The 22,073-nt window shown below is 75.5% G+C and carries 17 protein-coding genes; 13 read left to right on the top strand and 4 right to left on the bottom strand.

Translation table 11 applies throughout. The annotated features are described in order from the left end of the window. The first annotated feature begins 30 nt into the window (after nt 1-30). From ACI8AR_RS03195 to ACI8AR_RS03180, 4 genes are all read left to right on the top strand, one after another. The gene (locus ACI8AR_RS03195; RefSeq protein WP_457049691.1) at nt 31-1,542 is read left to right on the top strand and encodes a leucyl aminopeptidase; all 1,512 of its coding nucleotides are present in this window, start codon (nt 31-33) and stop codon (nt 1,540-1,542) included. 140 nt (nt 1,543-1,682) lie between these two features. After that, nucleotides 1,683-3,062: a dihydrolipoyl dehydrogenase gene (gene lpdA / locus ACI8AR_RS03190; RefSeq protein ID WP_457049690.1), complete on the top strand. Its 1,380-nt coding sequence runs from the start codon at nt 1,683-1,685 to the stop codon at nt 3,060-3,062. A 60-nt stretch (nt 3,063-3,122) separates the two neighbouring features. Further along, nucleotides 3,123-5,000, top strand: coding sequence for a 2-oxoglutarate dehydrogenase, E2 component, dihydrolipoamide succinyltransferase (gene sucB, locus ACI8AR_RS03185; RefSeq protein WP_457049689.1), 1,878 nt, complete (start codon nt 3,123-3,125; stop codon nt 4,998-5,000). Between the two features lie 72 nt (nt 5,001-5,072). Next, entirely contained in the window at nt 5,073-5,984 is a 912-nt protein-coding gene (locus tag ACI8AR_RS03180) for a TIGR01777 family oxidoreductase (protein WP_457049688.1), read from the top strand. 14 nt (nt 5,985-5,998) lie between these two features. On the opposite strand, the gene ACI8AR_RS03175 is transcribed toward ACI8AR_RS03180, so the two are convergent. Next, nucleotides 5,999-7,642 carry a serine/threonine-protein kinase gene (locus ACI8AR_RS03175; protein ID WP_457049687.1) on the bottom strand — a complete coding sequence of 548 codons (1,644 nt, stop codon included), beginning with the start codon at nt 7,640-7,642 and terminating at the stop codon, nt 5,999-6,001. A 118-nt stretch (nt 7,643-7,760) separates the two neighbouring features. Between ACI8AR_RS03175 and ACI8AR_RS03170 the strand changes: the two genes are divergently transcribed. The 4 genes from ACI8AR_RS03170 to ACI8AR_RS03155 are packed head-to-tail and all read left to right on the top strand — an operon-like array spanning nt 7,761 to nt 10,819. Further along, nucleotides 7,761-9,020, top strand: coding sequence for an NAD(P)/FAD-dependent oxidoreductase (locus ACI8AR_RS03170; RefSeq protein WP_457049686.1), 1,260 nt, complete (start codon nt 7,761-7,763; stop codon nt 9,018-9,020). Then, nucleotides 9,020-9,754: a Type 1 glutamine amidotransferase-like domain-containing protein gene (locus ACI8AR_RS03165; RefSeq protein WP_457049685.1), complete on the top strand. Its 735-nt coding sequence runs from the start codon at nt 9,020-9,022 to the stop codon at nt 9,752-9,754. Before ACI8AR_RS03170 ends, ACI8AR_RS03165 begins: the two co-directional genes overlap by 1 nt. Before the next feature lie 22 nt (nt 9,755-9,776). Further along, the gene (gene lipB, locus ACI8AR_RS03160; protein ID WP_457049684.1) at nt 9,777-10,436 is read left to right on the top strand and encodes a lipoyl(octanoyl) transferase LipB; all 660 of its coding nucleotides are present in this window, start codon (nt 9,777-9,779) and stop codon (nt 10,434-10,436) included. Then, the gene (locus ACI8AR_RS03155) at nt 10,436-10,819 is read left to right on the top strand and encodes a PPOX class F420-dependent oxidoreductase (protein ID WP_457049683.1); all 384 of its coding nucleotides are present in this window, start codon (nt 10,436-10,438) and stop codon (nt 10,817-10,819) included. The genes lipB and ACI8AR_RS03155 overlap by 1 nt, the downstream gene beginning before the upstream one ends. A 79-nt stretch (nt 10,820-10,898) precedes the next feature. Here ACI8AR_RS03155 and leuS read toward each other — a convergent pair whose 3' ends face one another. After that, nucleotides 10,899-13,793 (bottom strand): leucine--tRNA ligase, encoded by a 2,895-nt coding sequence (leuS, locus tag ACI8AR_RS03150; RefSeq protein ID WP_457049682.1) that lies wholly within the window; start codon nt 13,791-13,793, stop codon nt 10,899-10,901. 268 nt (nt 13,794-14,061) lie between these two features. Between leuS and ACI8AR_RS03145 the strand changes: the two genes are divergently transcribed. From ACI8AR_RS03145 to ACI8AR_RS03130, 4 genes are all read left to right on the top strand, one after another. Beyond that, nucleotides 14,062-16,281, top strand: coding sequence for a putative bifunctional diguanylate cyclase/phosphodiesterase (locus tag ACI8AR_RS03145; protein ID WP_457049681.1), 2,220 nt, complete (start codon nt 14,062-14,064; stop codon nt 16,279-16,281). Between the two features lie 85 nt (nt 16,282-16,366). Further along, a complete protein-coding gene (locus tag ACI8AR_RS03140) occupies nt 16,367-17,524 on the top strand; it encodes a hypothetical protein (RefSeq protein WP_457049680.1) in 1,158 nt (385 codons plus the stop codon). 82 nt (nt 17,525-17,606) lie between these two features. Next, nucleotides 17,607-18,581, top strand: coding sequence for a lipoyl synthase (gene lipA, locus ACI8AR_RS03135; RefSeq protein ID WP_456936545.1), 975 nt, complete (start codon nt 17,607-17,609; stop codon nt 18,579-18,581). Between the two features lie 51 nt (nt 18,582-18,632). Continuing rightward, nucleotides 18,633-19,469 (top strand): DUF4191 domain-containing protein, encoded by an 837-nt coding sequence (locus ACI8AR_RS03130; protein WP_456936544.1) that lies wholly within the window; start codon nt 18,633-18,635, stop codon nt 19,467-19,469. A gap of 60 nt (nt 19,470-19,529) precedes the next feature. Here the strand turns inward: ACI8AR_RS03130 and ACI8AR_RS03125 are convergent, their stop codons facing one another. Continuing rightward, entirely contained in the window at nt 19,530-20,027 is a 498-nt protein-coding gene (locus ACI8AR_RS03125) for a GNAT family N-acetyltransferase (RefSeq protein ID WP_457049679.1), read from the bottom strand. Further along, nucleotides 20,024-20,446, bottom strand: coding sequence for an RDD family protein (locus ACI8AR_RS03120; RefSeq protein WP_457049678.1), 423 nt, complete (start codon nt 20,444-20,446; stop codon nt 20,024-20,026). The genes ACI8AR_RS03125 and ACI8AR_RS03120 overlap by 4 nt, the downstream gene beginning before the upstream one ends. A gap of 168 nt (nt 20,447-20,614) precedes the next feature. Here ACI8AR_RS03120 and glnA point away from each other — a divergent pair, with 168 nt between their 5' ends. Beyond that, complete coding sequence (glnA, locus tag ACI8AR_RS03115; protein ID WP_456936541.1) at nt 20,615-22,048, top strand: type I glutamate--ammonia ligase; 1,434 nt, start codon at nt 20,615-20,617, stop codon at nt 22,046-22,048. Nucleotides 22,049-22,073 lie beyond the last annotated feature (25 nt).

Genomic DNA, 22,073 nt, shown 5'->3' with positions numbered 1-22,073 from the left:
GGGGCACGGGGGTCCTTCTAGGATCGAGCGGTGCCGCCCACGATCACCGCCACCGACCGCCCGCTCGAGAAGACACCCGCCGACGCCGTCGTCGTCGGCATCGGGAAGGGCTCCTCCGGCCCGCTGCCCACACCGGGCGCGGAGGCCGTGGACCGCCTGCTTGGCGGCCGGCTGCTGCCCGCCCTGGCCGACCTCGGGGCGCGCGGCACCCAGGACGAGGTCACCCGGGTGGCCAGCCTCGGGCAGGGCCCGTTCCCCGTCGTCGCCGCCGTCGGGCTCGGCGCCCCCGAGGCCACCGGCGGTTACTCCCCCGAGGCGATCCGCCGCGCCGCCGGCGCCGCCAGCCGCGCGCTGGCCGGCCGCGGCTCGGTCGTCACCCTGCTGGCCGCCGTCGGCGGGACCCCGGACGCCGAGCGGCTGCACGCCGTCGGCGAGGGCGCGCTGCTCGGCGCGTACGAGTTCACCGCCTACAAATCCGACCTGCCCGCCGACCGGCCCACCCCGCCGTGCGAGTTCACCGTCGTCGTCCCCGACGCCGGCGCGGCGAAGGCCCCGCTGGCACGGGTCCGCGCCGTGGCCGACGCGGTCGCGCTGGTGCGGGACCTGGTCAACACCCCGCCCAACGACCTCTACCCGGCCGAGCTGGCCGCCCGCGGTGCAGCCGCGGGCAAGGCCGCCGGCCTGAAGGTCGAGGTGCTCGACGAGGACGGGCTCGCCGCCGGCGGCTACGGCGGCATCCTGGCCGTCGGGAAGGGCTCGGCGCGCGGCCCGCGGCTGCTCCGGCTGACCTACTCGGGCAAGAAGGCGCAGAAGAAGGTCGCCCTGGTCGGCAAGGGCATCACCTTCGACAGCGGCGGCCTGTCGATCAAGCCCGCCGCGAAGATGGACGAGATGAAGAGCGACATGGCCGGCGCCGCGGCCGTGATCGCCACCGTCTGCCTGGTCGCCCAGCTCGGCCTGCCGGTCGAGGTCACCGCCACGGTCCCGATGGCGGAGAACCTGCCCAGCGGCACCGCCTACCGGCCGGCCGACGTGGTCACCTTCCGCAACGGCAAGAAGGCCGAGATCACCAACACCGACGCCGAGGGCCGGGTGATCCTGGCCGACGCCATCGCCCGTGCGGCCGAGGACTCCCCCGACGTCCTGCTCGAGGCCTCGACGCTGACCGGCGCGCAGCTGGTCGCGCTCGGCGCGCGCACCGCCGGCGTCATGGGCAGCGACGACATGCGCGACGCCGTCGTCGCGGCCAGCCGGCGCAGCGGCGAGCCGATGTGGCCGATGCCGATGCCGGAGGAGCTGCGGCGCGGCATCGACTCGCCGGTCGCCGACTTCGTCAACGCCAACGCCGACCGCATGGGCGGGATGCTCGTCGGGGCGCACTTCCTCGCCGAGTTCGTCCCGGCCGGGCTGCCCTGGGCGCACGTCGACATCGCCGGGCCCAGCTTCAACACCGGCGCACCCTGGGGCTACACGCCCAAGGGCGGCACCGGGGTGCCGGTCCGCACCCTGCTGGCCACCATCGAGGACCTGCTGACCCGCTGACCTCGCGTGCGGCCGGGGACCCCGGCCGCACGCGGCACGCAACCGCCTCGGCCTGCCCCGTCACCCGGAGTGGCAGGATGGTCGAGGACCATCCCCCACCCGTTCGGGTGGGGCAGGCCGAGAGCATCGAGGAGCACGTCGTGAGCGCACCCACCACCCCCGCCGACCTGGTCATCCTCGGTGGTGGCTCGGGTGGCTACGCCGCCGCGCTGCGGGCCGCGGAACTGGGGATGTCGGTCGTCCTGATCGAGAAGGACAAGGTCGGCGGCACCTGCCTGCACCGCGGGTGCATCCCCACCAAGGCCCTGCTGCACGCCGGTGAGGTCGCCGACCTGGCCCGCGAGGGCGAGCAGTTCGGGGTGAAGACCTCGCTGGCCGGCATCGACATGGACGGCGTCAACTCCTACAAGGACGGCGTCATCTCGCGGCTGTACAAGGGCCTGCAGGGCCTGATCAAGAGCCGCAAGATCACCTACGTCGAGGGCGAGGGCCGGCTGGTCTCCCCCACCGCGGTCGCGGTGAACGGGCAGACCTACGAGGGGCGCCACGTCCTGCTGGCCACCGGCTCCTACTCGCGCTCCATCCCCGGCGTCGAGCTCGACGGCGTCCGCGTCATGGACAGCGAGCAGGCCCTCACGCTCGACCGCGTCCCGACTTCGGCGATCATCCTGGGCGGCGGCGTCATCGGCTGCGAGTTCGCCAGCGCCTGGAAGTCCTTCGGCGTCGACGTCACGATCATCGAGGGCCTCAAGCACCTGGTGCCGCTGGAGGACGAGAACTCCTCCAAGCTCCTCGAGCGCGCCTTCCGCCGCCGGAAGATCAACTTCGAGCTCGGGAACATGGTCTCCTCGGTGCAGTCCACCGATAACGGCGTGAAGGTCACCCTGCAGAACGGCAAGGAGTTCGAGGCCGAGATCGTGCTGGTGGCCATCGGCCGCGGGCCGGTCAGCCAGGGCCTGGGCTACGAGGAGGCCGGCGTCGCGATGGACCGCGGCTACGTGCTGGTCGACGAGTACTGCCAGACCAACGTGCCGACCATCTCCGCCGTCGGTGACCTCATCCCCACCCTGCAACTGGCCCACGTCGGCTTCGGCGAGGGCATCCTCGTCGCCGAGCGGCTCGCCGGCCTCCCGGTCGTGCCGATCGACTACGCCGGCGTCCCGCGGGTCACCTACTCCGACCCCGAGGTCGCCTCGGTCGGCCTGACCGAGACCCAGGCCCGCGACGAGTACGGCGACGTCGAGACCCTCGTCTACGACCTGGGCGGCAACGGCCGCAGCCAGATCCTCAAGACCCAGGGCGCGGTCAAGCTGATCCGTCAGAAGGACGGCCCGGTCGTCGGCGTGCACATGGTCGGCAGCCGGGTCGGCGAGCTCGTCGCCGAGGCGCAGCTGATCTTCAACTGGGAGGCCCTGCCCGACGAGGTCGCCTCCCTGATCCACCCGCACCCCACGCAGAGCGAGGCGATCGGCGAGGCCCACCTGGCCCTCGCCGGCAAGCCGCTGCACGCCCACAGCTGAGCCGGCCGGCTCCGCTCTCCGTCTCCCCCACCCGCGCCGCCACGAAGGAGCCCCGCCCCGATGCCGACCTCCGTCACCATGCCCGCCCTGGGCGAGAGCGTCACCGAGGGCACGGTCACCCGATGGCTGAAGCAGGAGGGTGAGCAGGTCGAGGTCGACGAGCCGCTGCTCGAGGTCTCGACCGACAAGGTCGACACCGAGATCCCCTCCCCCGCGGCGGGTGTCCTCACCAAGATCCTCGTGTCCGAGGACGAGACCGTCGAGGTCGGCGCCGAGCTGGCCGTGATCGGCGGCGACGGTGACAACGCGGGTGCCGGCGGGCCGGCCTCCGCCGAGGACGCCACCACCCCGCAGACCCCGGTCGAGCAGGTGGAGGACGCCGGCCCCGGCGCCGCCGACGAGCCGCAGCCCGCTCCGGCCGCCGAGGCCCCGGCCCCCGCCGACCAGGGCGGCGGTCAGGGCGGCGGCGAGGGGACGCCGGTGACCATGCCGGCGCTCGGCGAGAGCGTCACCGAGGGCACCGTCACCCGCTGGCTCAAGGCGGTCGGCGACGAGGTCACCGCGGACGAGCCGCTGCTCGAGGTCTCGACCGACAAGGTCGACACCGAGATCCCCGCTCCGGTGTCGGGGACGCTGCTGTCGATCACCGTCAACGAGGACGAGACCGTCGAGGTCGGCGCCCAGCTGGCCGTGATCGGGTCCGGAGCTGCCGGTGGCGGTGCCCCCGCCCCTGCCGCGCCGGCCCCCGCCTCGCAGGAGCCCCCTGCGCCGCAGGAGGCCCCGGCCCCGGCCCCGGCTCCCGCTCCGGCGCCGCGGCAGGAGCAGCAGCCCGCGCCCCAGCCGCCGGCCGCCCCGCCGTCGGTCCCCGCCGGGGCCGACTACGGGTCCGGCGAGGCCGAGACCGTCCGCGCCCAGCAGAGCAGCCAGCCCTCGCAGCCCGCGCGGGCGGAGGCCCCGGCGCCCGCGGCTCCGGCCGACGGTGGCGGCACCTACGTGACGCCGCTGGTGCGCCGCCTGGCCGCCGAGCACGGCGTCGACCTGGCCGGCGTCACCGGCACCGGCGTGGGCGGCCGCATCCGCAAGCAGGACGTCCTGGCCGCCGCGGAGGCCGCCTCCGCCCCGGCTGCCGCTCCGGCTCCGGCCGCCGCCCCGGCTCCGGCCGCCGCCGGTCGGGCCACGACCCCGTCGCCGGCGGCCCAGCCGGACACCTCCCTGCGCGGCCGCACCGAGAAGATGTCCCGCCTGCGCGGGGTCATCGCCCGGCGGATGGTCGAGTCGCTGGCGGTCAGCGCCCAGCTGACCACCGTCGTCGAGGTCGACATCACGCGGATCGCCAAGCTGCGGGACCGGGCCAAGCGGGACTTCGAGGCCCGCGAGGGCGTCAAGCTGTCGTTCCTGCCGTTCTTCGCCAAGGCGGCGGTCGAGGCGCTCAAGGCCCACCCGGCCGTGAACTCCTCCGTCGACATGGAGGCCGGCACCGTCACCTACCACGACCAGGAGAACCTGGGCGTCGCCGTGGACACCGAGCGCGGCCTGCTCGTGCCGGTCATCCACGGCGCCGGTGACCTGAGCATCGGCGGGCTGGCCCGCAAGATCGCCGACCTGGCCGAGCGCACCCGCCTCAACAAGGTGACCCCGGACGAGCTGGGCGGCGGCACGTTCACGCTGACCAACACCGGCAGCCGCGGCGCCCTGTTCGACACGCCGATCATCAACCAGCCGCAGGTGGCGATCCTGGGCACCGGCACCGTGGTCAAGCGCCCGGTCGTGGTGCAGGACCCGGACCTCGGCGAGGTCATCGCGGTGCGCTCGATGGTCTACCTGGCCCTCACCTACGACCACCGGATCGTCGACGGCGCCGACGCCGCCCGGTTCCTCGGCACGGTGAAGGAGCGGCTGGAGGCCGGACAGTTCCAGGGCGAGCTCGGCCTGAGCTGACGTCCCCCGCTCGGGCCCCGGCGCACGCGCCGGGGCCCGAGGTCGTACCGGGCAGGGGGGACGAGGAGGGTCATGAAGATCGCCGTCACGGGGGCCTCCGGCCTCATCGGGTCGACGCTGGTGCCGGCGCTGCGCGCCGACGGGCACGAGGTCATCCGGCTGGTCCGCCGCACTCCCCGCACCGCCGACGAGCACCGCTGGGACCCCCAGCACCGGCGGATCGACCCGGCGCTGCTGCGTGACGTCGACGCGGTGGTCAACCTCGCCGGCACGCCGATCCGGCCGCGCCCGTTCACCGAGGCCTACCGGCGGGACGTGCTGACCAGCCGGGTGGACAGCACCACCACGATCGCCGAGGCGCTCGCCGCCGCGGCCGCCGAGGACCCCTCGCGCCGGCGGGTGCTGCTGTCGGCGTCCGCGGTCGGCTACTACGGCGACACCGGGGACCGGGTGGTCGAGGAGGACGCCCCGCCCGGGGACGACTTCCTCGCCCGCGTGTGCGTGCAGTGGGAGGCCGCCACCGCCCCCGCGGCCGAGGCGGGCGTCCGGGTGGTCGCGCTGCGGACCGGCCTGGTCATCGGCCGCGGCGCCATGCTCGTGCGTATCCTCGGCACGGTCTTCCGGCTCGGCCTCGGCGGCCGGGTGGGGTCGGGGCAGCAGTACTGGCCGTGGGTGAGCCTGGACGACGAGGTGGGCGCCATCCGCTTCCTGCTCACCGCCCACGAGGTGTCCGGGCCGGTCAACGTCACCGGTCCCGACCCCGTGCGCAACGACGAGTTCGTCCGGGAGCTGGGCCGGGCCGTCCACCGGCCGACGGTCCTGCCGGTGCCCGGCTTCGCCATCCGCTCGGCTCTCGGCGAGTTCGGCCGCTCCAGCGTCCTCGCCGGGCAGCGGGCCGTGCCCGCCCGGCTGCTCGCGGCCGGCTACCCGTTCCGGCACCGCGACCTGCCCGCCGCCCTCCGCGACGCGCTCGGCCGCGACTGACGCCACCGCCGGCCTCACGCCAGCCGCCCCGCGGTCCCGATCCGCCAGCCGCCGGCCCCGGGGACCAGCACCATCGTCACCGGGGCGTCCCCGCGGCCGGCCTCCGTGCGCAGTACCGGGCCGTCCGGAGCCGTGGCCGCCACGACCGCGTACTCCGGCCAGCTGTCGACCAGCCGCACCCGCACGGACCCGTCCCCGGAGGTCGCGGCCTCGACCGTCACGTCGGAAACCGACGGGGCGAAGCCGCGCAGCAGCTCACCGGCGGCGGTGAGCGCGGCCAGGTAGGCGCGGTCGGCGGCCAGCAGCGGGCTGTCGGCGGTGTAGACCTCGTCCAGGAGCGCCGGGGAGCCGGTGGTGAACGCCCGTGCGCGACGGTCGTAGAGGTCGGTGAGGACGGTGGTCCAGTCGACCTGCTCCGCCGACGGCGGCGGGGCGGGGGCCGGGGCGGAGGACGGCGCCGGGGCGGAGGACGGGATCGGGGACGGCGCCGGGGCGGTGGACAGGACCGGGGACGGCGCCGGGACGGCGGACTCCGGAGTGGCCGCGGCCGCCGGCGCCGCCGGTCCGCCGGGCCCGGAGCGGGTCAGCGCCAGCCCGAGGGCCACCGCGCCCAGCACCAGAGCGGCGAGCGCGATGCCCGCGGCAGCCCGCCGCGCGAGCGGTCCTCCCGGCCACCCCGACCGGCCCGACGGTGCGCGGACCTCGGCGGGCGCGGGCCGGCGGCGCCGGCCGGGCACCTGGTGGGTCAGCTCGGTGCGCGGGCCGCGGCCGGTCCGGGCCAGCTCGGCGTCGGGGATGCCCGGTGCCGGCAGCCGCACCGGCTCCGGGCGGCAGGCGTGCCGCAGGTCGAGCGCGAAGGCCGCCGCCGACCCCCGTGCGTGCGGATCGGCCGACAGGCCGCGGCCGACCACCTCGAGCAGCGAGGGCGGCGTGCCGGGGGCCAGCTCGGCGAGGTCGGGCAGTTCGCCCGCGGCGGCGACGGCGAGGGTGTCGGCGGGGGTCGCGGCGTTCCACGGCGGGACGCCGGTCAGCGCGTGGAAGGCGGCCGCGGCGACGCCGAAGACGTCCGAGGCCGGGCCGGGCGCGCTCCCGCGGGCGACGGCGGGGTCGACGTAGGCCGGCGTCACCTCACCGGCGGCGTCCTCGCCCAGCACCCGCGCCACGCCGAGGTCGGTGAGCACCGGCCGCCCCTCGGCGGTGAAGACGACGTTGCCCGGGGACAGGTCGCCGTGCACGACGCCCTGCTCGTGCGCGCACGCCAGTGCGGCGGCGACCGGCGCCAGCGCGGTGACCACCTCGCCGGGGCGCAGCCGGCCGCGCCGGGCCAGCAGCGCCGCCAGGCTGCCGCCCTCGAGCAGGTCGAGGACGAGCGCCACCCGGGCCGGGCCGCCGCGGCGAGGCTGGTGCACCACCTCGTGCAGCCGGACCAGGTGCGGGTGGTCGAGCGCACCCAGCAGCGCCGCCTCCCGCGCCTGCCGCCCGGCGTCGCCGGCCACGAGCAGCTTCACCGCCACCGCCGCGCCGCCGTCGCGGGGCCGCGCGCGCCAGACCTCGCCGGAACCGCCGCGGCCGAGCAGCCGGTCGAGCCGGTAGCCGGGCACGACGGGTGGCACCGGGGCGGCGTCGGGGCCGGCGCTGGGCGAGGGGGTGGCGGGCACGGCGGGGACCGTAGGCCGCGCCGCCGTCGTCCCGCGCCCGCCGTCCACAGCCCGGGGCGGCGTCCACAGGCGCCGTCCCGGACGGGTGCCCGCCGCCGACTGCACCTAGGTTCGGGGCATGCCGCTGCCCGCCCGTGCCGAGGTCGTCGTCGTGGGCGCCGGGCTGGCCGGCCTGTCGGCGGCCACCCGCCTGGCCGCCGCCGGGATCGACGTGCACGTCCTGGAGGCCTCCGCCTCCGCGGGCGGGCGGCTGGCCACCGAGCGGGTCGACGGCTTCGTCGTCGACCGCGGCTTCCAGGTGTTCAACACCGGCTACCCGCGCGCCGCGGACCTCGACCTGCCTGCCCTCGACCTCGGCTTCTTCACCCCCGGCGCGGTCATCCGCGTCGGGGGCCGCGCACACCGGGTCGCCGACCCCCGCCGCCGGCCCTCGGCGGTGGCGGACACGCTGCGGGCACCGGTGGGGTCCCTGCCCCACAAGGCCGCGATCGCCGCGTTCTCCGCGCGCGCCGGGTTCTGGCCGGTCCCGCGCCTGCTGACGGCCCCGGAGACCTCCGCGGCCGAGCACCTCCGGCGGGCCGGGGTCGGCGCCCCGGCCCTGGAACGGTTCTTCGGGCCGTTCTTCGCGGGCGTGCTGCTCGAGGACCGGCTGGAGACCTCCAGCCGCTACCTGGACCTGCTGTGGCGCAGTTTCGTCCGCGGCGGCACCGGCCTGCCGGCGCGGGGCATCCAGGCGATCGGCGAGCAGCTGGCCGCCCGGGTCGGTGAGGGGCGCGTCCACCACGGGGTCCGGGTCAGGGAGGTCTCGGGCAGCTCGGTCGACAGCGACGCCGGCCCGGTGCGCGCCGACGCCGTCGTGGTGGCCACCGACCCCGACACCGCGGCTCTGCTCGTGCCGGCGGTCGAGGCCGCCGCGCCCCGCCAGGTGACGACCCACTACCACGTGCTGCCGGCCTCGCCGTGGCCCGAGCCGCTCATCGTCCTGGGGACGCCGGGCGGCCGGCTGGTCAACAGCGCGGTGCTCACCGACGCCCAGCCGGCCTACTCCCCCGACGGCCGCGCCCTGGTGGCCAGCAGCTCGCTGGCACCCACGCCGGAGGCCGAGGTCCGCGACGAGGTGGCCCGGCTGCACGACGTCGCCACCGCGGACCTGCAGCACCTGACCACGGTCACCGTGACCGGCGCGCAGCCCGCGGCGCTGCCCCCGCTGCGGCTGCGCCGCCCGGTCGACCTCGGCGGTGGCCTGTACGTCTGCGGCGACCACCGGGACACCCCCTCCATCCAGGGCGCCATGGCCAGCGGCCGCCGCACCGCCGCCGCGGTCCTGCGCCGGCTGCGGCCCGCGACCGCCTCGACAGCCGCGGCCGGAGCCGCCTGATGCCCGCCACCGCCCCGACCGTGCTGGCCACGAGCATCGGCTTCGACTCCCGCGGCCGCGGTCCCTACGACTGGGCGCCGGGCCCGGTGTTCGACCTGGCCGTCGAGCTCGCCGGAGCGCCCGCGCAGCCGCGCCTCTGCTATCTGGGCACCGCCACCGGCGACGACCCCGCGCGCCTGGCCGGCGTGTACGGCGCCTTCGCCGGCAGCGCGGTCCGGCTGAGCCACCTGAGCCTGTTCCCGATGCCCACCGTCGCCGACGTGCGGGCGCACCTGCTGGCGCAGGACGTCGTCCGGGTGGGCGGCGGCAGCGTGGCCAACCTGCTCGCGGTGTGGCGGGTGCACGGCCTCGACGAGGTGTTGGCCGAGTGCTGGCAGGCCGGGGTGGTGCTCGGCGGGGTGTCGGCCGGGTCGCTGTGCTGGCACGTCGGCGGCACCACCGACTCCTACGGTCCCGACCTGCGGCCGGTGACGAACGGGCTGGGGCTGATCCCCACCTCCAACGGCGTCCACCACGACTCCGAAGAGCAGCGGCGGCCGCTGTACCAGCGGCTGGTGGCCGACGGGACGCTGCCCGCCGGGCACGCCACCGACGACGGCGTGGGCCTGGTCTACCGCGGCACCGCGCTGGTCGAGGCGGTGGCCGACCGGCCGGGCAAGGCCGCCTACCGGGTGGAGCGCGGCCCGGACGGCACCGCCGTCGAGACCCGCCTCGAGCCCCGGCGGCTGCGGTGAGCGCGGGCCTAGGCTGGGAGTCGTGACCGAGTTGCGCGTCGTCCGGGCCGGCACCGTCCCTTACGAGGAGGCCTGGGCTCGGCAGCGCGAGATCCACGCCGCGCGGATCGCCGGCGAGGCGCCGGACACGCTGCTGCTGCTCGAGCACCCCTCGGTCTACACCGCGGGCCGGCGCACCGAGCCGCACGAGCGCCCGCTCGACGGCACGCCGGTGGTCGACGTCGACCGCGGCGGCAAGATCACCTGGCACGGGCCGGGCCAGCTCGTCGGCTACCCGATCGTGGCGCTCCGCGACCCGGTCGACGTCGTGGCGCACGTGCGCCGGCTCGAGGACGCGCTCATGGAGGTGTGCGCCTCGGTCGGCGTCGACACGATGCGCGTCGACGGGCGCAGCGGCGTCTGGGTGGCCGCCGACGCCCCCGGACCCGGCAGCCGGTTCCGGCCCGAGCGCAAGATCGCCGCGATCGGCGTGCGCGTCGCCCGCGGGGTGACCATGCACGGGTTCGCGCTCAACTGCGACCCCGACCTCGGCGCGTTCGGCGCGATCGTCCCCTGTGGCATCGCCGACGCCGGGGTCACCTCGCTCAGCGCCGAGCTGGGCCGCGACGTCCCGGTGGCCGAGGTGGTCGACACGGTGGAGGCGGCGATGCGGCGGGTGCTCACCCTCGCCCCGGCCGCCTGATGGCCGGCCTGCCGCACAGCACCTACGTCAGCCTGACCACGTTCCGCCGCACCGGGGAGCCGGTGCCCACGCCGGTCTGGGCCGCCCCCGACGGCGACGGCCTCGTCGTCTGGACCCGTGCCGACTCCGGCAAGGTCAAGCGGCTGCGGCACACCGCGCGGGTCACCGTGGCCCCGTGCGACGTCCGCGGCCGGGTGACGGGGCCGGTCGTCGAGGCCACCGCCGAGCTGCTGGAGCCGCACGAGTGGCGGCAGGCGCGCGCCGCGCTCGCCCGCCGCTACGGCTGGCAGTGGCGGGTCTCCTACGCCGGCTCGAGACTCTGGCAGCGGCTCACCCGCCCGGGCACCGAGCGGCACGCCATGATCCGCGTCCGCCCCGCCTGAGCAGGGGCCCAGGCGGGGCCCGGCGGCCCGGGCGGCGGCCTCGGGCGGCGGCCTCGGGCGACGGCCTCAGGCGACGGCCTCAGGCGACGACGAAGTTGACCAGCCGGCCCGGGACGGCGATCACGCGCCGCACCCTCCGGCCGTCCAGCTGCGCGGCGACCTTCTCGTCGGCCCGCGCCGCCTCCTCCAGCGCCGCGGCGTCGGCGTCGGCCGGCACGGTCACCTGCGCCCGCACCTTGCCGTTGACCTGGACGGCGACCTGCACGGTGTCCTCGATCAGCCACCGCTCGTCGGCCACCGGGAACGGCGCCCAGGCGATCGAGTCGGCGTGCCCGAGCCGCGCCCACAGCTCCTCGGCCAGGTGCGGAGCCAGCGGCGCCACCAGCAGCACCAGCGGCTCGGCCACCGCCCGCGGCACCGGGGAGTCGGCGCCGTAGGCCGCGGTCAGCGCGTTGGTCAGCTCGGCGATCCGGGCGATGGCGACGTTGAACCGCAGCGTCGCCATGCCGTCGCGCACGCCGGCGATCGCCTTGTGCAGCGCCCGCAGCACGTCCTCGGAGGGCGCGGCGTCGTCGGCGGCCCGGACCGCGCCGGTCTCCTCGTCGACGACGACCCGCCAGATCCGCTGCAGCAGCCGCTGCGAGCCGACGACGGCCTTGGTGTCCCACGGCCGGGACTGCTCCAGCGGCCCGGTCGACATCTCGTACACCCGGAACGTGTCGGCCCCGTACGCACCGATCATCTCGTCGGGCGTGACCATGTTCTTCAGGGACTTGCCGATCTTCCCGTACTCGCGGTTGACCGGCCGGCCCTCGTAGAAGAACTGCCCGTCCTCCTCCACCACGTCGGCGGCCGGCACGTAGAAGCCCCGCTCGTCGGTGTAGGCGTAGGCCGAGATGTAGCCCTGGTTGACCAGCCGCCGGAACGGCTCCTCGCTGGACACGTAGCCCAGGTCGTGCAGCACCTTGTGCCAGAAGCGGGCGTACAGCAGGTGCAGCACCGCGTGCTCCATGCCGCCGACGTAGAGGTCCACGCCGCCGACGTCGCCCGGCGACCGCGGGCCCAGCCAGTACCGCTCCAGCTCCGGGTCGACCATCTGCGCGTCGTCGCCCGGGTCCAGGTAGCGCAGGTAGTACCAGCAGGAGCCCGCCCAGTTGGGCATCGTGTTGGTCTCGCGCCGGTAGGGCTTCGGCCCGTCGCCCAGGTCCAGCTCGACGGTCGTCCACTCGGTGACCCGCGACAGCGGCGGCTCGGGCTGGGAGTCGGCGTCGTCGTCGGCGAAGGTCTTCGGCGAGTAGTCGTCGACGTCGGGCAGCAGCACCGGCAGCAGCGACTCGGGCACCGCGCGCGGCAGGCCGTCGGCGTCGTACACGATCGGGAACGGCTCGCCCCAGTAGCGCTGCCGGCTGAACAGCCAGTCGCGCAGCTTGTAGGTGGTCGTCGCCTCGCCGTGCCCGGCGGCCACCAGCCACTCGGTCATCCGCGCGATGGCGGCGGCCTTGTCGGTCAGCCCGTCCAGCGAGACCTGCTCGTTCGACGAGTTGATCATCGGACCGCTGCCGGTGTACGCGCCGCCGCCGAAGTCGGCGGGCGGCTGCACCGTGCGCACGATCGGCAGGCCGAAGGCCTGCGCGAACTCCCAGTCGCGGGTGTCCTCGCCCGGCACGGCCATGATCGCGCCGGTGCCGTAGCCGGTCAGCACGTAGTCGGCGATGAAGACCGGCAGCTCCGCCCCGGTGACCGGGTTGACGGCGGTGGCGCCCAGCCACACGCCGGTCTTCTCCCGGCTCTCGTTCTGCCGGTCCAGCTCCGAGCGCCGCGAGGCCTGCCGCTGGTACTCGCGCACCGCCTCGCCCGGGGTCGCCGCGCCGCCGGTCCACCGCGGGTCGGTGCCGTCGGGCCACGCCTCGGCGGTCAGCGTCTCTACCAGCGGGTGCTCCGGCGCCAGCACCATGTAGGTGGCGCCGAACAGGGTGTCCGGGCGGGTGGTGAAGACCTCGATGGTCTCGTCCCCGCAGCTGAAACCGATCCGGGCACCGGTGGACCGGCCGATCCAGTTGCGCTGCATCTGCTTGACCGAGTCCGACCAGTCCAGGCGGTCCAGGTCGGCCAGCAGCCGCTCGGCGTAGGCGGTGATCCGCATCATCCACTGGGTCAGCGGGCGCCGGAACACGGGGAAGTTGCCGCGCTCGGAGCGGCCGTCGGGGGTGACCTCCTCGTTGGAGAGCACCGTGCCCAGGCCCGGGCACCAGTTGACCGGCGCCTCGTGCAGGTAGGCCAGCCGGTGGGCGTCGACGACCTTCCGCTTGTCGACGTCGGACAGCCCGGCCCACGGCCGGCCCGACGGGTTGGTGCCCGGCGCCGGCTCGCGGGTGCCGGCGTCCAGCTCGGCGACCAGCTCCTCCACCGGGCGGGCCTTCCCGGCCTGCTCGTCGAACCAGGCGCCGAAGATCTTCAGGAAGATCCACTGGGTCCACCGGTAGTAGCCGGGGTCGATCGTGGCGAAGGTGCGGCGCTCGTCGTGGTCGACGCCCAGCCGGCGCAGCTGCGCCCGGATCGCCGCGATGTTGGCCTCGGTGGTGATCCGCGGGTGCTGCCCGGTCTGCACGGCGTACTGCTCGGCGGGCAGGCCGAAGGCGTCGTAGCCCATCGGGTGCAGCACGTTGTCGCCGTCCATGCGGCGGAACCGGCTGGTGACGTCGGTGCCCAGGTAGCCCAGGGGGTGCCCGACGTGCAGGCCCGCACCCGAGGGGTACGGGAACATGTCCATGATGAAGGTCTTGGGCCGGCCCTCGACCCGCTCGAAGCCCTCGGACAGGCGGCCCACCGGGTTGGGCGTGTGGAACGTCCCCTCCCGCTCCCACCGGTCCTGCCACTCCAGCTCGATCCGCTGGGCGAGGGCCGGGGTGTAGCGGTGCGGGGGGACGCCCTCCTCGGCCGGCTCGGTCGTGGGCTGGCTGGCCGTCTGGCTCATCGCGGTGCTCCCGGTGTCATCCGTCGGCGGACATGAAAAGACCCCTCGCACAGGAGGGGTCGCCGTGCTGACTGAGCGCTCAGGTCAGCACGGCCGGAGAAGCAGACGTCCGCCGGTCACGCCCCGAGTCTAACGCCCGGGGACTCACCCGGAGGGGTCGGTCGGGCGCTCCGGACTGCACCCGGACGGCGGACGGACCGTTGTCGTCCTCGTGCGGCGCGCTCAGGTGTCCCCCCGGCGTGCGGGGACCGGTCCCCGTGGCCCCCTCGTGGTGGTCGCGGCGCTCGCCGCTGCCCTCTTCGCCACCGGCGTCGGCCCACGCCCGCCCGGGCAGGCCTGGGACGTCCTCTACGACGTCGTCCTCTACCACCTGTCCTGGCTGGCGGCCGGCGCCGCCTGCTGGCTGACCGCCCGGCAGGCCCCCCGCGAGGGCCTCGCCTGGCGGGCGCTGGCCACCTCCCTCGTCGTCGGCGCGGCCGGCAACGTCGCGCGCATCATCGAGACCGGCCAGGCGGGCACCACGCCGGCCCCCGTGGCCGACACCTGCGTCGCCGTCGCCTACGGCAGCCTCTACGTCGCGCTGTTCGTGCTCATCCGCGCCCGCGTCGCGCGGTTCCTGCCCAGCATGTGGCTCGACGGCGTCGTCGCCGCCCTGGGCACCACGGCGGTCGGCACCGGGTTCCTGCTCGGGCCCTACCTCACCGACAGCGGCCACGTCTCGGTCGCCCAGCTCGCCTGGCCCGGCGCCGACCTGCTGCTGCTGTCCCTGCTGGTCGGCGTCAGCGCCATCCTCGGCGTGCACCTGGACCGCACCCTGCTGACCATCGCCGGGGCCATCGCGCTGTTCTGCGTCGCCGACGCCGCCCTGTTCGTGCTGAGCGCCGAGGGCCGCTACGCCGACGGCGGGCCGCTGGAGCTGGTGTGGCAGGCCGGCGTGCTGCTGGCCGCCGTCGCCGCGTGGCGCACCACCGGCGACCCGCGGCGCGCCGCCGGGCAGGAGGGCGTCCGCATCACCTGGCGGCTGGTCGCGCTGCCGCTGGCCGGCACGCTCGCCGCCCTCGCCGTGCTGGCCGCCGGCTACGGCGACGACCTGCCCGACAGCGCCGGGTGGCTGGCCGTCGGCTGCGTGCTCGCCGCGCTGGCCCGCACCGCGGTCACCTTCCGCGAGGTGCGGACGTTCGCGGTGGTCCGGCAGGAGGCGCGCACCGACGAGCTCACCGGCCTGCCCAACCGGCGGGCCCTGCTCGAGCGCGCCCGCACCGTCGTCGCCCGGGCCACCACCGCCTCCCCCGCCGCGCTGCTGCTGCTCGACCTCGACGGGTTCAAGGAGGTCAACGACAGCCTCGGGCACGGCGCCGGCGACCAGCTGCTGTGCCAGGTCGGCCCGCGGGTGGCCCCCGCGCTGCGGCCCGGCGAGGTGCTCGCCCGGCTCGGCGGCGACGAGTTCGCCGTGCTGCTGCCCGCCGTCGACCTGGACACCGCCGCCGAGCGCGCCGGCGTCGTCCACGACCTGCTGCGCCGGCCGTTCGAGGTCGACGGCATCCGGCTGCACGTCGGGGTGAGCATCGGCGTCTCGACCGCGCCCGTCCCCGCCGACGACGTCCAGGAGCTGCTGCGCTGCGCCGACGTGGCGATGTACGCGGCCAAGACCGAGCGCACCGGCGTGCACGTCTACGTCCCCGACCCGACCAGCGGCTCGGGCGAGCGGCTGCGCACGATGGAGGAGCTGCGCACCGCGCTGGTCGAGGACCAGCTCGACGTCCACCTGCAGCCGCAGGTCGCCATGGACGACGGCCGCACCGTCGGCGTCGAGGCGCTGCTGCGGTGGCACCACCCCGGGCGCGGGCTGCTCGGCCCCGCGCAGGTGCTGCCCGCCGCCGAGCAGGCCGGCCTGCTGCGCCCGCTGACCGACGCCATGCTCGAGCGCTCGCTGGACGCGGTCGCCCGCTGGTGGGACGAGCACCGGGTGCCGGTGTCGGTGAACCTGTCCGCGGCCAACGTCGCCGACCTCGACCTGCCCGGCAAGGTCGCCGCCAAGCTGGCCCGGCGCGGGCTGCCCCCGGCCGCGCTGACCCTGGAGCTGGTCGAGGACACCCTCATGGCCGACCCCGAGCGCGGCCGCACCGTGCTCGGCGAGCTGCGCCGCCTGGGCGTGCGCACCTCCATCGACGACTACGGCACCGGCTACAGCTCGCTGGCCTACCTGCGCCGGCTGCCCGCCGACGAGCTCAAGCTCGACCGCAGCCTCACCGCCGACGTCGACCGGGACGAGCGGGCCGCCGCGATCGTGCGGCACACCGTCGCGCTCGCCCACGACCTGGGCCTGAGCCTGGTCGCCGAGGGCGTCGAGGACCTCACCACCGCCGCCCGGCTGGCCGCGCTGGGCTGCGACGTCGCCCAGGGCTACGCCGTCGCCCGGCCCATGCCGGTCACCGACCTGCTGCGCTGGCTGGCCACCCACCGCTCGGGGCTGCTCCGCCCGGCCTGAGCGCACGGGAGGGTCGTTCCGGGGATGTGCCTTCCCGCCGGAGCGGGCAGGATGGCCGGAGTCGATCAACCCGGAGGTGCATCCCGTGTCCCGCACACAGTCCCGCGGCCCGGTCACACAGTCCCGCGGCCAGGTCATCGGGGCCGAGTTCCAGGAGGGGCTGAGCCACCTCGGCGCCGCCGTCACGGAGGCCGGCCGGGCCGCCGCGGAGCAACTCGCCCCCCGCGTGGACGCCGCGCGCGAGGCGGCCGCCCCCAGGGTCGCCGCCGCCGTCGCGGTGGCCGCGCCCGCCGTCGCCTCCGCCCGTGAGGCCCTGGCCCCGCGGGTGGACGCCGCCCGCGGCGCCGCGAGCCCGGTCCTCGACGCCGCCCGCGAGCGCGTCGACGCCGCCGTCGTGGCGCTCACCCCGCGGGTCGTGGCCGCCCGCGAGGCCGCCAACCCCGTCCTCGACGCCGCCCGCGAGCGCGTCGACGCCGCCGTCGACGCGCTGACCCCGCGCGTGGTCGCCGCCCGCGAGTCCGCGGGCCCGGCGGTCACCTCGGCGCTCACCGCCGCCGGTGCCGCCGCCGCCAAGGCCGCCGCGGAGCTCGCGCCCCGGGTGGAGGCCGCCTCGGCCGCCACCCGCAAGGCGCTGGCCGCCGAGGTCGCCCCCCGGGTGGCCGCCGCGAGGGACACCGTCGTCCCGGCTCTCGGCAGCGCCCGCGACAGCCTGGTCGCCGGCGTCGGCACCGCTCTCAGCGAGCTCGAGCACCGGCGCGCGGAGCTCGTCGGCGGCGCCGCGCAGACCGGCCGCAAGGCCACGCGCACGGTCACGCGGAAGACCGCGAAGAAGGCTGCGCAGGCGAAGCGGAAGGTGGGTACGGAGTCCGGGCCGCGCCGCTGGCCGTGGGTGCTCCTCGCGCTGGCGGTCGGTGCGGCGGCGTTCTCGTTCCTGCGCCGCAAGACCGAGGACCCGTGGACGCCGGCGCCCGCCGGCGACGGGCCCGTGCCCAGCTACCGAGAGGACCCCGTGCCCAGCTCCCCGAGCAACGACGACTCCGGCAAGACCGTCTCCGACGCGATGTTCGTCGCCGGTGACTCGGCCCCGCCCGAGTCTGACATGGGCATCCGCGATGCCCAGAACGTCGCCGGCGACGACGACGCCGGCGCCACCGACCCGACCGAGACGGCGCCCGAGCCGTTCACCAGCGGCGGCGGGGCCGACGAGGGCCCGACCGCCGGGCCCGCCGCCGGCCAGGCCTGACGGTCCGGCACCCGCACCCCGATCGCCCCCGCTGCCCTCGAGGCGGCGGGGGCGATCGCCGTCCGGGAGTACGGTGGGGATCATGAGCGAGACGGTGGCGACCAGTACCTCCGAGCCGTCCCGGATCGGTCCCTCGGGCCGCAAGCTGCTGCGCCTGGAGGTGCGCAACAGCCAGGTCCCGATCGAGCGCAAGCCGGAGTGGATCAAGACCCGGCTGAAGACCGGCCCGGAGTACACCGAGCTCAAGTCGCTGGTCCGCCGCGAGGGCCTGCACACCGTCTGCGAAGAGGCCGGCTGCCCCAACATCTACGAGTGCTGGGAGGACCGGGAGGCCACCTTCCTCATCGGTGGCGACCAGTGCACCCGGCGCTGCGACTTCTGCCAGATCGACACCGGCAAGCCCGCCGAGTTCGACGCCGACGAGCCCCGCCGCGTCGCCGAGAGCGTCGCGACGATGCAGCTCCGGTACGCCACCGTCACCGGCGTCGCCCGCGACGACCTGCCCGACGGCGGCGCGTGGCTCTACGCCGAGACCGTCCGCCAGATCCACGCCGCCGTCCCCGGGTGCGGCGTCGAGCTGCTCATCCCCGACTTCAACGCCGACCCCGACCAGCTGGCCGAGGTGTTCTCCTCCCGGCCGGAGGTGCTGGCGCACAACGTCGAGACGGTGCCGCGGATCTTCAAGCGCATCCGCCCCGGCTTCCGCTTCGAGCGGTCGCTCGCGGTGATCACCGCCGCCCGCGAGGCCGGGCTGGTCACCAAGTCCAACCTCATCCTCGGCATGGGCGAGGAGCCCGACGAGGTGGTCGAGACCATGCGCGCGCTGCACGAGGCCGGCTGCGACCTGCTGACGATCACCCAGTACCTGCGGCCCTCGCCGCGGCACCACCCCGTCGTCCGCTGGGTCAAGCCCGACGAGTTCGTCGGCTTCCAGCAGCAGGCGGAGGAGATCGGCTTCCCGGGCGTGCTCGCCGGGCCGCTGGTGCGCAGCTCCTACCGGGCCGGGCGGCTCTACCAGCAGGCCGTCGAGGCCCGCGGTCTCACCACTCGGGGCTGACCGCCCCGCGGGCTCCCCGGGACCGCGGCGCGACGCCCCTATCCTGGGGACATGGCACGCAGCAAGCCCACAGACTCCCCCGCTCCCGCCGGCAACGCCGGTCGGGGTCCCGCCGCGGGGCGCGGCCGGTCCTCGGGCGGTGCCACCGCGGCGGGGAAGGCGGGCAAGCCCGCCAGGACCGGCAAGGACGGCGAGCCGAAGGTCGGCCGGCTGAAGAAGGTCGGCAACCAGGTCCGCATGATCAAGCAGGCCTACTCGCTGACGCGCAAGAACGACCCCAGGCTGCCGTGGTACATGCTCATCGCCTTCGTGGCGGTGGCCGGTGTGGTCGAGCTGGTGGCCATCCTGTTCGGGGCGCCGTTCCTGTTCCTGCCGATCGCGGTCATCCTGGGCGTGCTCGCGGCGATGATCGTCTTCGGCCGCCGCGCGCAGGGCTCGGCCTACCGCCAGGTGGAGGGCCAGCCCGGCGCCGCCGCGTGGGTGCTCGAGGGCATGCGCGGTGACTGGCGGGTCTCCGCCGGGGTCGCCGGCACCGCCCAGCTCGACGCGGTGCACCGGGTGCTCGGCCGCCCGGGCGTCATCCTGGTCGCCGAGGGCTCGCCGGTCCGCGTCCGCGGCCTGCTGGCGCAGGAGAAGAAGCGCATCGCCCGCGTCGTCGGCGACACCCCCATCTACGACGTCACCGTCGGCGAGGAGGAGGGGCAGGTCCCCCTCCGCAAGCTCAGCGCCCACGTGATGAAGCTGCCCCGCAACCTGTCCGCCGGTGAGGTCAACACCCTCGGCCGGCGGCTGGCCGCGCTCGGCGGCGCGCGCCCGCCGGTCCCCGGCGGCCCGCTGCCCGGCGGCCGGCAGATGACGGTCAGCCAGCGGCAGGTCCGCCGCCGCTGAGGAAGGACCTCCCTGCCCCCACCGCTCGCACGCTCGCGGCGGGCCCCTGCAGGGAGGCCGTCACAGCCGGCCGAAGGGCTCCGCGTAGCGGAAGGTGCCGCGCTGCTCGCGGCCGGCGAGCCGGCGGGCCCGGAAGTGTGCGCCCCACGCGGGGTCCGGCGGCTCGACGCCCAGGTCCGAGGCGCGCACGAACCCGGCCCGGGCGTAGAAGCCCGGGTCGCCGAGCAGCGCGACCAGGCGCTCCCCCGCGGCCTCGGCGACGGCGACCAGCGCGTGCACGAGCACCGTCCCGACGCCCCTCCCCTGCCGATCCGGCCGCACGCCGAGCGGGCCCAGCCCGAGGACCGGGGCGTCGAGGGGGTCGATCCACCCGCGGGTGGCGATCACGTGCCCGACGACGTCGTCCCCGCCGACGGCGACCAGCGACAGGTGCGGCAGGAAGCCCGCGTCCGCGCGCAGCTCCCCCACCAGCCGGGCCTCGACGTCGGTGGGGAACGCCGCCCGGTGCACCGCGTCGACGGCGGCGGCGTCGGCCGGCCGCTCGCGGCGGACGATCACCTGTCGAGGACGACGGCGGTGTCGGTGACGCGGTCGTGCAGGCCGCGGCCGTCGGCGTCGACCACCAGCGCCGGCACCAGCAGCATGAGCAGCCCGGTGCGGACGACGGCGCGCCAGAGCGCCAGCCGGGACGCGGGGTGGGGGTGCGCCAGCCGCAGGCCCAGCAGCCGCATCCCCGGCGTCTGCCCGACCGCCACGAGGAACACGACGTAGACCACCGCGAACGACAGCAGGCTCCAGTTGCCCGGCAGGTCGGGGGCGGTGAACAGCCCCGCGACGACGGCGGAGAGGAAGGCGTCGACCAGGAAGGCCAGCACCCGGGTGCCGAAGGGCGCCAGCGACCCGGGCCCGCTCCCCGGCAGGCCCAGCGACGCACCCCGCCGGCGCTCCTGAGAGGGTGGCTGTGCGTCCCTGACCATGCCCACCAGCGTAGGACCCGCCCGCCGTACGCCCGGCCGCCCGCACGCGACGGCGTCCGGTGCGACACGCCGGAGCCGTTGTTACCGCCCCGAAACAGACGGGACACCCCGGGGCAACTCCCCGGCCATAGCTTGCGAGTCGGCTGTCCGCCCCATACCGGAGGATCGATGTTCACCAGTCCCGACGAGGTCGCCGCCTACATCCGCGACAACGACGTCGAGTACGTCGACGTGCGCTTCTGCGACCTGCCCGGCGTCATGCAGCACTTCACCATCCCGGCGTCGACGTTCGGTGAGGACACCTTCTCCGACGGCCTCGGCTTCGACGGCTCCTCGATCCGCGGGTTCCAGGCGATCAACGAGTCGGACATGCTGCTGCTGCCCGACGCCAACAGCGCCTTCCTGGACCCGTTCCGCCGGCACAAGACGCTGAACGTCAACTTCTTCATCCACGACCCGATCACGCGCGAGGCCTACAGCCGCGACCCGCGCAACGTGGCGAAGAAGGCCGAGGCGTACCTCGCCAGCAGCGGGATCGCCGACACCGCCTACTTCGGGCCGGAGGCGGAGTTCTACATCTTCGACTCGATCCGGCACTCGACCGGCATCAACGAGGGCTACTACCACATCGACTCGGTCGAGGGTTCCTGGAACTCGGGCGCGCTGACCGGCGAGAACGGCGGCCCCAACCTGGGTTACAAGACCCGCGCCAAGGGCGGCTACTTCCCGGTCGAGCCCTTCGACCACTACAGCGACCTGCGCGCCACGATGATGACCAACCTGACGAACGTCGGGCTGGAGCTCGAGCGCGGCCACCACGAGGTGGGCACGGGCGGTCAGGCGGAGATCAACTACAAGTTCGACACCCTGCTGCGCGCCGCCGACAGCCTGATGCTGTTCAAGTACGTCATCAAGAACACGGCCTGGCAGGCGGGCAAGACCGTCACCTTCATGCCCAAGCCGCTGTTCGGTGACAACGGGTCGGGCATGCACTGCCACCAGAGCCTCTGGAAGGACGGCGAGCCGCTCTTCCACGCCGAGACCGGCTACGCGGGCCTGTCCGACACCGCCCGCCACTACATCGGCGGCCTGCTGGCCCACGCCCCGTCGCTGCTGGCCTTCACCAACCCGACGGTGAACAGCTACCACCGCCTGGTGCCGGGCTACGAGGCCCCGATCAACCTCGTCTACTCGGCCCGCAACCGCTCGGCCTGCTGCCGCATCCCGATCTCGGGCGACAACCCGAAGGCCAAGCGCATCGAGTTCCGCGTGCCCGACCCGTCGGCCAACCCCTACCTCGCCTTCTCGGCGATGCTCATGGCCGGCCTCGACGGCATCAAGAACAAGATCGAGCCGCCGGCGCCGGTGGACAAGGACCTCTACGAGCTGCCGCCCGAGGAGGCCCTGGGCATCGAGAAGGTCCCGGCGTCGCTGGACGCCGTGCTCGACCGGCTCGAGGTCGACCACGAGTACCTGATCGACGGCGGCGTCTTCACGCCCGACCTGATCGAGACGTGGATCGAGTACAAGCGGGAGAACGAGATCGACCCGATCCGCCTCCGCCCGCACCCGCACGAGTTCGCCATGTACTACGACATCTGATCCACGCGACACCTGATCCACGCGG

It is taken from the genome of Geodermatophilus sp. SYSU D01036 (assembly GCF_054050435.1).
Note: the sequence above shows the minus strand (reverse complement) of the source record. Positions and strands in the feature narration are given on the sequence as shown.

Bases quoted from the DNA above. Each gene is read 5' to 3' on its own strand.
- sucB (WP_457049689.1), top strand. From the start codon at position 3,123: ATGCCGACCTCCGTCACCATGCCCGCCCTGGGCGAGAGCGTCACCGAG.
- ACI8AR_RS03180 (WP_457049688.1), top strand. From the start codon at position 5,073: ATGAAGATCGCCGTCACGGGGGCCTCCGGCCTCATCGGGTCGACGCTG.
- ACI8AR_RS03170 (WP_457049686.1), top strand. From the start codon at position 7,761: ATGCCGCTGCCCGCCCGTGCCGAGGTCGTCGTCGTGGGCGCCGGGCTG.
- ACI8AR_RS03165 (WP_457049685.1), top strand. From the start codon at position 9,020: ATGCCCGCCACCGCCCCGACCGTGCTGGCCACGAGCATCGGCTTCGAC.
- ACI8AR_RS03155 (WP_457049683.1), top strand. From the start codon at position 10,436: ATGGCCGGCCTGCCGCACAGCACCTACGTCAGCCTGACCACGTTCCGC.
- leuS (WP_457049682.1), bottom strand. From the start codon at position 13,793: ATGAGCCAGACGGCCAGCCAGCCCACGACCGAGCCGGCCGAGGAGGGC.
- lipA (WP_456936545.1), top strand. From the start codon at position 17,607: ATGAGCGAGACGGTGGCGACCAGTACCTCCGAGCCGTCCCGGATCGGT.
- ACI8AR_RS03130 (WP_456936544.1), top strand. From the start codon at position 18,633: ATGGCACGCAGCAAGCCCACAGACTCCCCCGCTCCCGCCGGCAACGCC.
- ACI8AR_RS03120 (WP_457049678.1), bottom strand. From the start codon at position 20,446: ATGGTCAGGGACGCACAGCCACCCTCTCAGGAGCGCCGGCGGGGTGCG.
- glnA (WP_456936541.1), top strand. From the start codon at position 20,615: ATGTTCACCAGTCCCGACGAGGTCGCCGCCTACATCCGCGACAACGAC.